Raw genomic sequence first — 14,398 nt, forward strand, 5'->3', positions numbered from 1 at the left:
TCCGTTTCCCGCATCATGCCCGACGCAGACCCCCGGCGCAGGACACCCGTCCCGAACCGGGCTGCCTCGGCGTGTCAGCCGGCGAGGTCAGTCGGCGAGCAGGACGCCGAGGAGCGCGGCGGCCTCGCTCACTCCCTCACCGCGGGCGGCCGCGGCGTCGATCCCGGCGACGGCGCCCGGGGTGTCGAGGTCGTCGTCGAGCGCGGCACGGACCTCGCCCAGCGCCCCGGACCCGGACCCGGCGGCCTGCCACCGTTCGAGGCGTGCGGCGGCGTCAGGCATCAACTGCTCGTCCCACTCCCACTCGTGGCGGTAGTGGTGCACCAGCACGGCCAAGCGGATCGCCCGGGTGTCCCACAGTTTGCGCAAGTCGCTGACGAACACGAGGTTGCCGAGCGACTTCGACATCTTCTCGCCGTTCATCCGGACCATGGCCTGGTGCATCCAGTGCCGCACGAACGGCTGGCCGGTGGCGGCCTCGGACTGGGCCGCCTCGCACTCGTGGTGCGGGAAGATGAGGTCGGCGCCGCCGCCGTGCAAGTCGATGGTGGCGTCGAGCTCGCGCATGGCGAGCGCCGAGCACTCGATGTGCCAGCCGGGCCGGCCGGGCCCCCACAACGAGTCCCACGACGGCTCGCCTTCGGCAGATGGCTGCCACAGCACGAAGTCGAGCGGGTCGTCCTTGTTGGGGTCGTCGGGGTTGCCGCCGTGCTGCGCGGCGAGGCGCAACATGGTGTCGCGGTCGTAATGGCTCACTTGCCCGAACCGCTCGAACGAGCTCACGTCGAAGTACACGGCCCCGTTGCGCTCGTACGCGTGGCCCTGGTCGATCACCATGCCGATGAACCCGCGGATGTCGGCGATGGCGGACGTGGCACGCGGCTCGCTCCACGCCGGCAACATGCCGAGCGCGTCCATGTCGTCGTCGAACCGGGCGGTCTCGGCGGCTGCGAGGTCGAGGTAGTGGACCCCGAGCTCCCGGGCCTTGCGGAGGATGTCGTCGTCGACGTCGGTCACATTGCGCACGCACCGCGTCTCGTGGCCGCGGTCTCGCAGGCGTCGCTGCAACACGTCGTACGTGAGGTAGACGGCGGCGTGCCCGAGGTGCGTCGCGTCGTACGGCGTGATCCCGCACGTGTACATGGTGACGATCGGCCCCGGTTCGAACGGGACCACCCCGGCGCGAGCCGTGTCATACAACCGCATCGGCGGCTGGTCGGGGCGCGTGGACTCGTCGGCCGCGGCCACGGGTGCTACTCCGGCAGCCCGGTGAGGCGGATCGACAGCCGGGTCTTGTACCGGACGTTCATGCCGACCAGCACCGCGGTGAGCGCTTCGATGGCCCCCGCGGAGCTGAGGCGACCTGCGTCGACGGCTCGCATTCCGGGGATCTCGTCGACCAGGCCCGACGTGACCTTGCGGGCTTCGGGATCGTCGCCGCAGACCATGACGTCGCACTCGACCGGGTGGTCGATGGCGCCCAGCTCGGCGGCTGGCACGTTCTGCCACGCGGCAGCCACCCTCGAGCGCGGGATCGCCGCCTGGATCTCGGCCGCCACCGAACCACGAGCCGGCACGATCGGCTGAAACGACTTGCCGATCTTGGTGAGCGCGTTGGCCATGGAGATCACGACTTTGCCGTCGAGCTCGTCGGCGAGGTCCATCACCGTCGGCGGCGCGCCCTCCCACGGTGTGGCGACGACCACGACCTCTGCGGCGGCGGCCGCCTTGTTGTCGCCCGCTTCGATGTCGAGCTCGTGACCGGGCCAGGCATCGAGGATCTCGTTGCGTGCCTGTTCGGCCCGCTCGACGGCCCGGGAGCCGAGCACCACCGTGTGGCCGAGCGACGCCAGCCGGGCCGCGAGACCACTTCCCTGGGGCCCGGTGGCCCCCAGCACTCCGATACGCATGGGCGACACCCTACCGGCGCGCTTCGCGGCCTCCCTCCCCCGACGGACGTGGCCGCTCGAGGTCCGATTCGTCGAGGATGTCGCCGACGAGCTGCTCGAGCAGATCCTCGAGGGTGACCAGGCCGACGGGGTCCGGCCCCTCGCGGACGACCGCGATGTGGATGCGTGCCCGTTGCATGGCCAACAAGGTCTGGTCGAGGGTCCAGTCCGGCCGGGCGATGAGCATCCGCCGCAGCCGCCCGAGTGGCAGTGGGCGCTCGCGAGCGGTGACCGGCAACGCCAGGAGGTCCTTGGCGTGCAAGAACCCGAGCACGCGCCGACCGTCGGTGGCCACGACCGGGACTCGGCTGTGGCCACTGGCCACGAACACCCCTTCGAGGCCGGCCACGGTGGTCTCGCGGCCGACGGTGGTCACCTGCGCCCAGGGCACCATCACTTCGGAGATCGGCGCTTCGCCGAAGCCGAGGACGCCGGCGAGCAGGTCGTGCTCGAACTCGGGGATCAGGCCTTCGTCGGCCGACGACTCGAGCAGCAGCGCGATCTCATCGGCCGAGTGGACCGTGTGGAGCTCGTCGCGGGGCTGGACCCCGAGCAGACGGGTGACGCCGTTGGCGGCCCAGTTCAGCGCCCGGATCACCGGACCGAACACGAAGACGTACACCCGGTCGGGAATCGCCAGCCACAACAACGCCCGTTCGGGAGCGGCGATGGCGATGTTCTTCGGGACCATCTCCCCGATCACCATGTGAAGGAAGGAGACGATGACCAGGGCCAGGATGAAACCGAGGGTGTGGACCAGCCGGTCCGGCAGGCCGTTGCCGACGCCGAGCAGCGACTCGAGCCAAGCCGACACCATCGGCTCGGTCACGAAGCCGAGCAGCAGCGACGACATCGTGACCCCGAGCTGTGCACCGGCGAGCTCGAGCGAGAGCGACCGGCTCGCACGCAACGCCAGCGTCGCGCGCCGGTCCCCACCCTCGGCGAGCGGTTGCAGCACCGTGCGCCGGCTGGTGATCAGCGCGAACTCGACGGCCACGAAGAACGCGTTCGCCACCAGCAAGGCGATGGTCGCGACGACGTTCATGGGTCTGCCTGGTCGCCGTCGCCCGCCGAGCCCGTGTCGTCCGGCGGGGTGACGCGGACGGACACCACCCGGTGGCGCTCCACGGCCGTCACTTCGAGGGCCCAGCCGTCGAGGCCGACTCGCTCGCCCGGCGACGGGATGTGGCCGAGCCGTTGCAGCACGAATCCCGCCAAGGTCTCGTACGGACCATCGGGGATGCGCAGGCCCACCGCGTCGAACAGCTCGTCGGGGTGCAGCGCCGCCGACACCACCACGCTCTCCCCCGGACCGGGCACGGTGACCGACGCCGGCATCGGGTCGTACTCATCGGTGATCTCCCCGACGATCTCCTCGAGCAGGTCCTCCAACGTGACGATGCCCGCCGTGCCGCCGTGCTCGTCGACCACCACCGCCAGGTGCAAGCGCCGCGCCCGGAGGTCGAGCAGGAGGTCGTCGAGCGGCCGCGTCTCGGGCACCACGTGCGCGGCGGTGACCAGCTCGTCGATCGTGGCCGAGTCGCGCCGATCGGCGGGCACCCGGTACACGTCCTTGACGTGCACGATTCCGACCAGGTCGTCGAGATCGCCACGCTGCACCGGGAAGCGGCTGTGGCCGGTCTCGATCGACGCCGCGATCAGCGCCGGCACCGACGTGCCCACTTCCAGCGCCCGCACCTCGACCCGGGGCACCAGCGCGTCGGCCGCCGTCTTGTCACCGAAGCGGATGGACCGGGTGACCAGCTGCACCGCTTCGCGGTCGATGGCCCCCTGCTCCCCCGACAGGCGAATCAGCAGCTCGAGCTCCTCGACCGAACGGGCCGACGCCAGCTCCTCGCGAGGCTCCACGCCGAAGCGCCGCACCACCCAGTTGGCTGCCCCGTTCGACACCCGGATGATCGGGGTCATGGCCAAGCTGAACAGCCGCAACGGCCCCGACAGGTTCTGCGCGGCACGCTCGGGTCTGGCCAGCACGATGTTCTTCGGTACCAGCTCGCCCAGCACCATCGACGCGACGGTGGACAGCACCAACGCGACCACGACCGACGTGCCTCGCGCGCCGCGCTCGCCGATCAGTGCGGCCACCGGGTGGTGGAACAGGCGGGCCAGGACGGGCTCCGCGAGCACGCCGAGCACCAGGCTGCACAACGTGACGCCGAGCTGCGCTCCCGACAAGTGAAACGACAACCGGCGGATCACGCCGAGCACCAGGCGCGACCGCCGCCCGCCGCGGGCCGCGGACTGCTCCATCCGGGTGCGGTCGACGGCGACCAGCGCGAACTCCGCCGCAACAAAGAACGCCGTGGCCACCAACAACAGCACGACGCTCACGACGCCGAGCACCGCTTTGGCAGTGGGGAGGTTCAGCGGAGACGCTCCTCGTCGGCGGACTCGGGTGGTCGGGCCATGGTGGACAGTCTGGTCGGCCCGCGCGCTGGGCCGCGGGACCGCCACGTGACCATCAGGAGGTGGCGGAGCGCCGCGTGCGGAGGGGTCCCTCCCGGCTCGGTCTGACGCGGGACGGGCGAGCCAGCAGAATCAGCCCGTGACCGCCACTTCCCCGCCCGCCGCGCCCCCACCCTCGTCGAGGGACGCCGAGGCCGTCCTCGACTTGGAGTCGGTGACGGTCCGGCGCGACGACCGGGCCATCCTCGACGGCGTGTCGTGGACGGTGCGCGACGGGGAACGGTGGGTGGTGCTCGGGCCGAACGGCGCCGGCAAGACCACCCTCATGCGGGTGGCGTCGTTGTACCTCCACCCCACGTCGGGCCGCGTGAGGGTGCTCGGCGAGGAGCTCGGCAGTACCGATGTCCGCCAGCTCCGCACCCGGATCGGCGTAGCCAGCCAGGCGTTCGCGGACTTGCTGCGTCCCGACCTGCTGGTCGAGGACGTGGTCGTCACGGCGCGGTTCGGCGCGCTCGAGCCCTGGTGGCACACGTACACCGACGCCGACCGGAGCCGCGCCCGCGACCTGCTGGCCCGCCTCGGGATCGGCCACCTCGCAAACCACGCGTTCGGTACGTTGTCGTCCGGCGAACGCCAGCGGGCCCAACTGGCTCGCACGTTGATGGGTGACCCCGGGCTGCTCCTGCTCGACGAGCCGACCGCGGGACTCGACTTGGCGGCCCGTGAGGACCTGCTGGGTCGCCTCACCGACCTGGCGGCCGACCCGACGGTCGCCCCACTGGTGCAGGTGACTCACCACACCGAGGAGATCCCCGCCGACTTCACGCACGCCTTGTTGTTGCAGGCAGGCCGGGTGCTGGCCCAAGGCCCGCTCGACACCACGTTGACCGCCGAGTCCTTGTCGACCTGCTTCGGGATCCCGCTCAGCCTCGAACGCCGCGACGGCCGCTGGCTCGCCTGGTCCCGCCGCTGACCCGACCCCAGCCGGCTCCACCCCGCCCTGCTGTGAGCACGCAGCCACCCACCAGGTGGTCAAGTGCTCACAGCAGGGAGACGTTGCAGGACCACCAGCGATCGGGGGGTCACCGTGACCTGGTCGCCGGCGGACCAGCGCGGCGAGTCGACGGTGACCGGAGCCGGCGGAGCGGGCTCGTGGGTACTGAGGACCTGCACCCAGCCGGCGCCCCATTCGGCCGACGGCAACGTGAACGCCACGTCGCCCTCGGCCACCGACCAGCACACATAGAACGTGTCGTCGTGGCGGACCTCGCCGTGCGGGCCGGTGCCGGCGATCGCTTCGCCGTTGAGGAACGTCGCGAAGGCAACGCCATCGTCGCGCTCCCACTCCTCCGGTGTCATCGGGTGTCCCGACGGGTCGAACCACGCCACGTCGGGCAGGCCCCCGTCGACCACGGGCTCGCCCTGGAGCCACCGGTGGCGACGCAAGTTGGGATGGTCGGCGCGGAACCGCGCGAGCCACTGCGTGAACGCCACCAGGTCCCAGTCGACCGCCGACCAGTCGATCCACGACACGTCGGAGTCCTGGCAGTACGCGTTGTTGTTGCCGCGCTGGGTGCGGCCCAGCTCGTCGCCGGCGAGCAGCATCGGCACGCCCTGTGAGAGCAGCAACGTGGCCAGAAAGTTCTGGCGCTGCCGGAAGCGCAGGGCGCGAACGGCGGGGTCGTCCGTGGGACCCTCGACGCCGCCGTTCCACGACCGGTTGTCGTCGGAGCCGTCGCGGTTGTCCTCGCCGTTGGCCTCGTTGTGCTTGTGCTCGTAGGACACCAGGTCGGCCAACGTGAACCCGTCGTGGCACGTCACGAAGTTGATGCTCGCCGACGGTCGCCGGGCCGATGTGGCGTACAGGTCAGAGCTGCCCGACAGCCGGCGCGCGAACTCGCCGAGCGACCCACCCCGGCCGCGCCAGTGGTCTCGGACCTCGTCGCGGTACCGCCCGTTCCACTCGGTCCACAGCGGCGGGAAGTTGCCGACCTGGTAGCCGCCCTCGCCCAGGTCCCACGGCTCGGCGATCAGCTTCACTCGACTGATGACGGGGTCCTGCTGGATCAAGTTGAAGAACGACGACAGCTCGTCGACGTCGTGGAGCTCCCGGGCCAGCGTGGCCGCGAGGTCGAACCGGAACCCGTCGATGTGGAGGTCCTCCACCCAGTACCGGAGTGAGTCCATGATGAGCTGCAACACGTTGGGGTGGCGCATGTTCATCGAGTTCCCAGTGCCGGTGTAGTCGATGTTGCGGTGCAGGTCGGCCGGATCGAGGCGGTAGTAGCTGGCGTTGTCCAACCCCCGGAAGGCGAGCGAGGGCCCGCCGCGGCCACCTTCGGCCGTGTGGTTGTACACGACGTCGAGGATCACTTCGATGCCGGCAGCGTGCAACGACCGCACCATCTCCTTGAACTCGCGCACCTGCTCACCGCGCTGGCCCGAGGCGGCGTACTCGTTGTGGGGCGCGAAGAACCCGATCGAGTCGTAGCCCCAGTAGTTGCGCAGGCCCTGGTCGACCAAGCGCCGCCGGTGGATGAACTGGTGCACCGGCAGCAGCTCGACCGCGGTCACCCCCATCGACTGGAGGTGCTCGACGACGGACGGATGGGTCAGCCCGCGGTACGTGCCCCGGTCGTGTTCGGGCACGTCCGGGTGGGTGCGGGTGAGTCCTTTGACGTGCGCCTCGTAGACGAACGTGTCGGACCAGGCGGTGTCGGGCCGGCGGTCGCCGCGCCAGTCGAATGCAGGGTCCACCACGACCGAGCGCGGCACGAACGGCGCGCTGTCGCGATCGTCGGGCGGCGCGTCGGGGTCGGCTTCGAGGTTTGCGCCGCCGTGGCCGAACACGGCGTCGTCCCACCGCACGGTGCCCTCGACGGCCCGCGCGTACGGGTCGAGTAGCAGCTTGGTGGGGTTGCACCGGTGGCCCTCGGCCGGTGCCCACGGCCCGTGCACCCGGAACCCGTACCGCTGACCGGGCGCCACGCCCGGCACCTCGCCGTGGAAGACCCAGCCCGTGTGCTCGGGCAAGGTGTGGCGTCGTTCGTTGCCGCCGTCGTCGAAGAGGCAGACCTCGACCGACTCGGCGGCTTCGGAGAACACCGCGAAGTTGGTGACCACGCGCCCGCCGTCGTGGCGGGTCGTGGCGCCGAACGGGTGCGGTCGGCCAGGCCACAGCCGGGCGTCGTCGACGGGAGCCATGCCGGGTTCGGTGACCTGGTCGCCCTGGTCAGGAGCCCGCGCCGGGGCCGGTCTCTGGAGCTGGCGCGCCGGGTGGGCCCGCCGCGGCCAGGTCACGCAGGCGGTCACGCGATCGGCGCACCTCGTCGGCGAGCAGACGCTCGAGCACCGCACCGAAGAGCCCGCCGCCGTAGTGGAGATGCATGTCGAGGCGCCGGCGGTCGCCGTCGTCGGCCAGCTCGGCCTGCAACACCCACGCCGAGTGCTGGCGGCCGTCGAGCTCCTGGCGCTCGAAGACGACCAGTCGCTCCTCCTCGCGCCGGGAGCGGACCATGCGCAACCGCTTGGTCCGCGCCAGGGGTCCGAGCCGGCCGCGCAAGTCGACGATCCACGCTTCGGCCTCGCCGGAGGGATCGGCGACGACCCGGCTGACGATGTCGAGCCACCGGGGATACGTGGTCAGGTCGTCGACCCACGCGAACAAGGTCGACGCCGGCGCGTCGGTGTCGAGGGTCGCCGTGAGGTCCACGGCGTTGTTTCTAGTGCGTGTCGCCCAGATGTTCGGCTTCCGGTTGGATCACGGTCACGATCCCCCCGTCGACTGCGACGCCGGCCGTCGCGCCGGTGAGCTCGTTGCTCACGCCCCGGGCCACGCCAGGCTCCAGCGCGTCACCGTCGAGCTGCCAGCGCAGCCCGACCGTCCGCACGCCGTGCGCGGGCCCATGGAGGGCGAGGAGGGTGACGAGCGAGCCGGGTGCGCCGCCCACCGACACGCTGCGGGCCGGCACGGCAATCGCCAAGCGCGACCCGCCGTACCACGCCTCGACCGGCGCGTGCGCGCCCAAGGCGACGGCCACGGGCCCGAGCACCGCCACGTTGGCCAGCAGGTGATCGAGCCGGCCCCCGGCGCCCCCGACCACCACGAGCGCGTCCGGCTCGAGCGAGATCGCAAGGTCGAGTGCCAGCTCCAAGTCCGTCTCGTCCTTGTCGCTCGGGTGGCGGTGGACGGCGGCGCCGGCCCCCTCGACCGCGGCGAGCACGCTGGCAGGGATCGAGTCGAGGTCACCGACCACGTGATGGACCGGGAGTCCCGCGTCGAGGGCGTGCCCGGCACCGGAGTCCGCGGCGATGATCACCGAGCAGAGCGCGGCGGCCCGTGCGGCGGCGCCACCCAATGGTCCCCCGCCGGTTACGACGGCGACGGACGGTCGGCTCACTTGTCGCCGGTGCCGCGCAGCGCCTCGACGAGCTGTTCGGTCTGCTGGGCCTGCTCGAAGGCCGAGCGCGCCAGCCAGAAGCGCAGGAAGCGGCCGAACGAGTACCGCAGGTACAAGACCCCGCCGACGACCACGAGCGTCAAGCCGAACAGTGCGCTGACGACCATGTCACGTTGCTGCAGCGGGTTCCGGGTGCTGTGGCCCACGAAGTACGAAACGATCACCCACACCACGCCCAACGCCATCGCCACCGCGCCGAGGCGGATGAACGTCCGCTCGCGGTTCACGACCGGGTCGCGGAGCCCGAGCTCGGCGACCTCGGCGCGAAAGCGCGCGACGCGGTCGCCGTTCACCGGCGCGCCCGCGGCCGGCGACGTGTCGCTCCCGCCGCCTGCGGCGTCGTCGGACGACGCGTCATCGGCCGACAGGGACGTGGGTTCGAGTTCCTCAGCCACCGAGATATGCCTCCGTGATGGTGGATTCGAGCTCCGCAGGAGTGCCGTCGCGGATGATCTGGCCGTGTGCCATGACCGTGGCACGGTCGGCGACGCCGAGCACCACGCGTGCGAACTGCTCGACGACCACGATCGACACCCCGGCAGCGGCCACCGACGCGACGAGCTCGTACAGCTCCTCGACGATCAGTGGCGCCAGCCCCATCGACAGCTCGTCGAGCAACAACAAGGCGGGGTCGGTCGTGAGGCCGCGGGCCATCGCCAGCATCTGCTGCTCGCCGCCCGACAGCGTGCCGGCCACTTGGTGCCGGCGCTCTGCCAACCGGGGAAACCGCGCGTACGCGACGTCCTCGATCTGTGCCCGCCGCTGCCCTGAATGCGTCATCAACCAGAGGTTCTCGGCAACGGACAGGTTCGGGAAGATGCCCCGACCTTCCGGCACCATGCACAGCCCCCGGCGCGCCAGCGCGTCGGCGGGCAGACCGTTGACGCGGCGCCCCGCAAGGAGCACGTCGCCCGCCGCGGCGGGATGCAGGCCCGACACCACTTTCAACAAGGTGGACTTGCCGGCGCCGTTGGGGCCGAGGATGGCGTGCACCGTGCCGGGGAGCACTCGCAGGTCGATCCCGTGGATGACTTCGATCGTGCCGTAGGCCGCACGCACGCCGCGCAACTCGAGCAACGGTTCCACTTCGTCGAGGAGCGCAGCGCCGGGCCGCCCGGCACCGGTCTGGCCGCGCGCCGCTCGCAGCGGCTCCCGCCGCCGAGGGGGGAAGCGAGGCTGGTCGTCGGTCACGACGCCTCCTTCTGGGCCCCGAGATAGGCGGCCAGGACCGCCTCGTTCGTGCGGATCTCGTCGGGGCTGCCCACCGCGAGGACCCGGCCGAAGTCGAGCACGTGGATCGGATCGCAGACCTCCATCACCAACCGCATGTCGTGTTCGACCATCACCACGGCCAACCCGCCGGCCGCGAGCTCGCGCAGCAAGGCGGCGAAGGTGGCGGTCTCGGTGTCGTCTTGCCCCGACGCCGGCTCGTCGAGGAGCAGCACGGAAGGATCGCAAGCCAGCGCCCGGGCGAGCTCGACGAGCCGCGCCTGCCCGGTGGGCAGGTTCGTGACGCGCTCGTCCGCGCGGCCGAGCAAGCCGACCCGGTCGAGCAGCTCGTCCACCCGTCGGCGGGTGGCACCCGTGGCCCGCAAGGCCCGCTGCGTCTCGACGGCCACTTGCACGTTCTCGCGGACGCTCATCATCGTGAACAGCTCGAGACGCTGGAACGTGCGGGCCAGGCCGAGGCGGGCGCGGCGCGTGGGGTTCTTGCCGAGGAGGGACTCGCCGCGCAGCAGCACGTCGCCGGAGTCGGGCTTCAACAACCCACAGATGATGTTGAACATCGTGGTCTTGCCGGCGCCGTTCGGACCGATGAGACCCGTGATGTGGCGGGGATCGGCGTGCAGCGTGGCGCCGCTGAGCGCCCGGTTGCCGCCGAACGTCACCGTGAGGTCGCGTGCTTCGAGGAGCGCCATCAGCGGACCCTCGCAGCTGCGACAGCCGGCGAGAACTCCTCGAGGACCAGCTCGCGTTCCACCTCGGCGAGCCGCTCGGGGGTCCACGGCTCGCTGAGGCCAACCCATTCGAGCGGGGTGGGCGCCTCCCGCGGTCGACCGGCAAGCGCCTCACGCCGGTCCAGCAGAACCGCGACTGCGGCGCCCGCCACGACGATCACGATCAAGCCGATCACGTACGTCCAGTTGCCCGACGCGTGGACGAGGCGCAACACGCTCCACACCGCAAGGCCGCCCAACGTGCCCCACATCAGCGGTGGGCGGTTGGTGAGCGGCTCGAAGCCCTGACGGAACTGTGGCGCCGCGCCGCTCGGCTCCCGACCGAGTCCGATGCCCGCGAACCCGACGGTGAGGTTCTGGAACCTCGTGTACCACGACGCGAGCACGCTGGTGAGCGGGAACAGCCCATACAGCGAAGCTCCCGTGAACAGGCCTGCGGACACGAAGCCCGCTCCGCCGATCGCGACCACCATGAACAGCGGCAGGCCGGCAGTGAACTGGAAGTCGTCGGGGTTCACGGCGCTGCGCTGCATGCCGTACAGCGCACCGCCGAGGCCGGCGATACCGGCCGAGATCGCGAACACGGCCACACGGGTGCCGATGAGGCTCATTCCGAACGTGGCACACGCAGCTTCGCTGTCGCGGAGCGCGATGAGCCGCCGACCGAACCGCGACCGGCGCAAGCTGCCGACGAACAGGCAACACAGCGTGAACGCGACCACCAGCAAGACGAACTGGGCTTTGGGGCTGTCGAAGCGCACACCTCCGAGCCGGAGGTTGTCGACGTTGGTGGATCCACCCTCGAAGATCTTGATCGTCCAAGGCCCGAGGTCGAAGTTCGGCAGCGTGAAGACCCAGCGGTCGAGCGCCACCGCGAACGCGGCGGTGGCCAACGCCAAGTAGATCCCCGACAACCGCAGTGCGGGCAACGCGACCAGCGCGCCCACCAGCGCCGACACCACGACGGCCAGCACGAGGCCCAACGGGTTCCCCTGGTGGCCGAAATGGGCCATCGTGATCGCGCCCACGCCGGCCAAGCTCAACTGGCACAGCGACACTTGGTTCGCGAAGCCGAACAGCGGCACGAGCGACAGGCCGATGATGCCGAACGAGAACAGGTAGCCGTACGTGTTGAGGTCGGACAGCGACAGCGTGGCGGCCAGCATCAGACCGCCCGCCAGCACGATCGCCGCGAACGTCACCAGGCCGCGACGACTGGGCGCGGGGAAGTACTCACGGGTCCGCACCAGCGTTGCGAGCCGCGGGCTCGGCAGCACCAGCAGCGCGATGAACAAGATGATCACCGGCGACGCGAGCCGCAGCCCGGCGAGGTACTGGCTCTGGGGCAGGTAGCCCTGCAGGTAGGAGTCGGCGAGGCCGAGCACGATGGCGCCGACGAACGTCATCGACAGCGACCGCAGGCGACCGAAGATCGCCGCCGCGTAGGCGTTGACGATCAACGTCGACAGCAGCACGGCATCGAGGCCGGCACCGGGTGCCACCAGCACGCCGCCGACGGCGGCCAGGACCGTGCCGAGCACCCAGCTGAGCTGGCTGACCCGCACGGTGCGGATCCCGTTGAGGCTGCCGAGCGCAGGGTCGTCGACCGTGGCTCGCATCGCCACGCCGATCCGGCTCCGGTACAGCAACCAGCGCAACAACACGGCCACCACGATGGCGACGACGACGGTCGCGAGGTCGTGCCAGGTCAGCTTGATCGGCCCCCAGTGCACGGTGTTGTTGCCGAAGAACCGCTGGACGACGTGAGACTGGTTGGGCTTCCAGAGCAGGTTCGCCAAACCGATCATCGAAAACAGCAGCGACACCGACACGACGAGCTTCGTGTTCTCCGACGTGTCTTGGAGGCCGCGGAAGAGCAACTCGATCACGATCCCGGCGAGCGGCGCGAGGACGCCGAGCGTGACGACGAGGGACACGATCGTGTTCCAGCCCCACGACACGTGCAGCTGCCAGTAGACGAACGCGGCGAGCATGCCGGTGGCGCCCTGCGCGAAGTTGAAGACACCGGTGGTCGCGTACGTGAGCACCAGGCCGCTCGAGATCACGGCGTAACCCGCGGCGATCACCAGGCCCAGCGCGGTGTACGTGATGAAGGTGTCCACGCCGCTACTTGAGGTCGGCCATCGACTTGCCCACCGACGCGAGCGTGGCGCCTTCGCCGTACTTGCCCTTCAAGGCGACGACGTTCTTGGCGTCGCAGTTGTAGATGCCGTGGTTGGCGTGCCACTTCACGAGGCTGAACCCGTCGGGTGATGCCCGCATGACCGCGAAGCACTGACCGGGGACGTTGTTGTGGGCGGGGTCGGCCGGCGCTTGCAGGCCGCCTGCGTCCCAACCCTTGATCGACTTCAGCGCCTCGAACACGCACTTGCGGTCCACGGTCGCGCACTTGCGGAGACCAGTCGCGAACAGCAGCCACGCCGACATCGAGTTCTCACCCAGCGCCGCGTGGCTCTTGCCGTTCGGCTTGAACTTCTTGTACAGGGCCTGGTACTCGGCCATGGTCGGCGCCGGCGGCTGCTCGTCGAACGGGGCGTAGTTGATCTGCACGAAGGCCGGCACGCTCGCCAACGCCGAGCCCGCGTTCTGCAGGAGCTTGACGTCGTACTCGTTGGCGGCCGCCGCCACCCAGTCGAGCTTGTAGTCGAGGGTGCCGAACGCGGCGATCAGCTTGCCGAGGTTCTCCGGCTCACCCGTGTACCAGAGACCTTTCACGCCGGCCTGCTTCATCTTCTGGGCATACGGCACCCACGTGGAAGCGCCGGTCGCGGGATAGAGGTCGTTGTAGACGACCTTCCACCCGAAGTGCTGGCCGGCTTCTTTGTACTGGCCGTTCACCGAGGTGAGCGACGGCAGGTTGCCGGTGAGGAACCCCACGTGGTTCTTGGCGTCGGGGAACTTGTCGTTGAGCATGCGGGCCATGCCCAAGTCGATGGCGGTGTTGCCGCCCGGCGACTGCTGGACGACCAGGTCGGCACCGCGGGCCCGGAACGTGACCACGTAGCCGGGGACGTTCGGCAACAGGCACTCGAGGCGGGTGGACTCACCGGTGTCGTCGAACACGGCACCGCCGCCGACCAGGAAGAAGTCCTGCTGGCAGGCCTTGATCATCTCGGTCTTGACGTTGAACAGCGCCGAATCGTGGTGGTTTGCCTTCAGCTTGAGGCCGTTGACGCCGCCGAGGCTGTTGCACCACGCGGTGAACACGTCGCTCGTGTCGAACAGCTCCTGGTTCAGCCCGGGGCGGACCTGGCTGCCGGGATCGGAGAAGACGCCGAGGCTGATCGTGTCGCCGCTGATGCCCGGCGTGCCAGGCGCGACCTTCGCGGTCTTGCCGCCGCCGCAGACCTGCTTGAGCGTGCCGAAGTCACCGTTCGCGATGGCCTGGTCGACCGAGTTGCCGCCCCCGTTGCCACCGCTCGACGTCGTGGCGCCGGTCTGGGTGCCCGACCCGCTGCCGGCGGACGGCGCGGCGCCGATCTCGACTTGGTCCTTCGGCCGCGTGCATGCCGTGACCGCGACAAGCACCACCACGACCAACACGAGCGACACAACGCGACGGTGACGCATCGACACCCCCTGA

At 70.4% G+C, this 14,398-nt stretch carries 13 protein-coding genes; 1 reads left to right on the forward strand and 12 read right to left on the reverse strand.

All coding sequences use genetic code 11. The features are described 5' to 3' along the window. Window positions 1–87: 87 nt before the first annotated feature. Genes cysS through VHA73_03045 form a run of 4 tightly spaced genes read right to left on the reverse strand, consistent with a single transcriptional unit; the run spans window position 88 to window position 4,301 of the window. Window positions 88–1,248 (reverse strand): cysteine--tRNA ligase, encoded by a 1,161-nt coding sequence (gene cysS / locus VHA73_03030; protein HVX16982.1) that lies wholly within the window; start codon window positions 1,246–1,248, stop codon window positions 88–90. 5 nt (window positions 1,249–1,253) lie between these two features. Beyond that, window positions 1,254–1,910, reverse strand: a complete 657-nt coding sequence (gene npdG / locus VHA73_03035) for an NADPH-dependent F420 reductase (protein HVX16983.1) — start codon at window positions 1,908–1,910, stop codon at window positions 1,254–1,256. Between the two features lie 10 nt (window positions 1,911–1,920). Continuing rightward, complete coding sequence (locus VHA73_03040; protein ID HVX16984.1) at window positions 1,921–2,994, reverse strand: hemolysin family protein; 1,074 nt, start codon at window positions 2,992–2,994, stop codon at window positions 1,921–1,923. Then, on the reverse strand, window positions 2,991–4,301 hold the full coding sequence (locus tag VHA73_03045) for a hemolysin family protein (protein ID HVX16985.1): 1,311 nt from the start codon (window positions 4,299–4,301) through the stop codon (window positions 2,991–2,993). Before VHA73_03045 ends, VHA73_03040 begins: the two co-directional genes overlap by 4 nt. Window positions 4,302–4,515: 214 nt before the next feature. On the opposite strand from VHA73_03045, the gene VHA73_03050 reads away from it, so the two are divergent. After that, on the forward strand, window positions 4,516–5,349 hold the full coding sequence (locus VHA73_03050) for an ABC transporter ATP-binding protein (GenBank protein HVX16986.1): 834 nt from the start codon (window positions 4,516–4,518) through the stop codon (window positions 5,347–5,349). Window positions 5,350–5,408: 59 nt separating this feature from the next. On the opposite strand, the gene glgX is transcribed toward VHA73_03050, so the two are convergent. Genes glgX through VHA73_03090 form a run of 8 tightly spaced genes read right to left on the reverse strand, consistent with a single transcriptional unit; the run spans window position 5,409 to window position 14,385 of the window. Further along, the gene (glgX, locus tag VHA73_03055; GenBank protein HVX16987.1) at window positions 5,409–7,580 is read right to left on the reverse strand and encodes a glycogen debranching protein GlgX; all 2,172 of its coding nucleotides are present in this window, start codon (window positions 7,578–7,580) and stop codon (window positions 5,409–5,411) included. Between the two features lie 28 nt (window positions 7,581–7,608). After that, complete coding sequence (locus VHA73_03060; protein ID HVX16988.1) at window positions 7,609–8,088, reverse strand: SRPBCC family protein; 480 nt, start codon at window positions 8,086–8,088, stop codon at window positions 7,609–7,611. Between the two features lie 10 nt (window positions 8,089–8,098). After that, window positions 8,099–8,776: a thiamine diphosphokinase gene (locus VHA73_03065; GenBank protein ID HVX16989.1), complete on the reverse strand. Its 678-nt coding sequence runs from the start codon at window positions 8,774–8,776 to the stop codon at window positions 8,099–8,101. Next, entirely contained in the window at window positions 8,773–9,231 is a 459-nt protein-coding gene (locus VHA73_03070) for a hypothetical protein (GenBank protein ID HVX16990.1), read from the reverse strand. Before VHA73_03070 ends, VHA73_03065 begins: the two co-directional genes overlap by 4 nt. Then, the gene (locus VHA73_03075; protein ID HVX16991.1) at window positions 9,224–10,027 is read right to left on the reverse strand and encodes an ABC transporter ATP-binding protein; all 804 of its coding nucleotides are present in this window, start codon (window positions 10,025–10,027) and stop codon (window positions 9,224–9,226) included. The genes VHA73_03070 and VHA73_03075 overlap by 8 nt, the downstream gene beginning before the upstream one ends. After that, window positions 10,024–10,755: an ABC transporter ATP-binding protein gene (locus VHA73_03080; protein ID HVX16992.1), complete on the reverse strand. Its 732-nt coding sequence runs from the start codon at window positions 10,753–10,755 to the stop codon at window positions 10,024–10,026. Before VHA73_03080 ends, VHA73_03075 begins: the two co-directional genes overlap by 4 nt. Further along, on the reverse strand, window positions 10,755–12,917 hold the full coding sequence (locus VHA73_03085) for an ABC transporter permease (protein HVX16993.1): 2,163 nt from the start codon (window positions 12,915–12,917) through the stop codon (window positions 10,755–10,757). Before VHA73_03085 ends, VHA73_03080 begins: the two co-directional genes overlap by 1 nt. Window positions 12,918–12,921: 4 nt before the next feature. Then, window positions 12,922–14,385: an ABC transporter substrate-binding protein gene (locus tag VHA73_03090; GenBank protein HVX16994.1), complete on the reverse strand. Its 1,464-nt coding sequence runs from the start codon at window positions 14,383–14,385 to the stop codon at window positions 12,922–12,924. Window positions 14,386–14,398: the final 13 nt, after the last annotated feature.

Source organism: Acidimicrobiales bacterium (assembly GCA_035547835.1).
Lineage (GTDB): Bacteria > Actinomycetota > Acidimicrobiia > Acidimicrobiales > Iamiaceae > DASZTW01.

Bases quoted from the DNA above. Each gene is read 5' to 3' on its own strand.
- glgX (HVX16987.1), bottom strand. From the start codon at position 7,580: ATGGCTCCCGTCGACGACGCCCGGCTGTGGCCTGGCCGACCGCACCCG.
- VHA73_03090 (HVX16994.1), bottom strand. From the start codon at position 14,385: ATGCGTCACCGTCGCGTTGTGTCGCTCGTGTTGGTCGTGGTGGTGCTT.
- VHA73_03080 (HVX16992.1), bottom strand. From the start codon at position 10,755: ATGGCGCTCCTCGAAGCACGCGACCTCACGGTGACGTTCGGCGGCAAC.
- npdG (HVX16983.1), bottom strand. From the start codon at position 1,910: ATGCGTATCGGAGTGCTGGGGGCCACCGGGCCCCAGGGAAGTGGTCTC.
- VHA73_03040 (HVX16984.1), bottom strand. From the start codon at position 2,994: ATGAACGTCGTCGCGACCATCGCCTTGCTGGTGGCGAACGCGTTCTTC.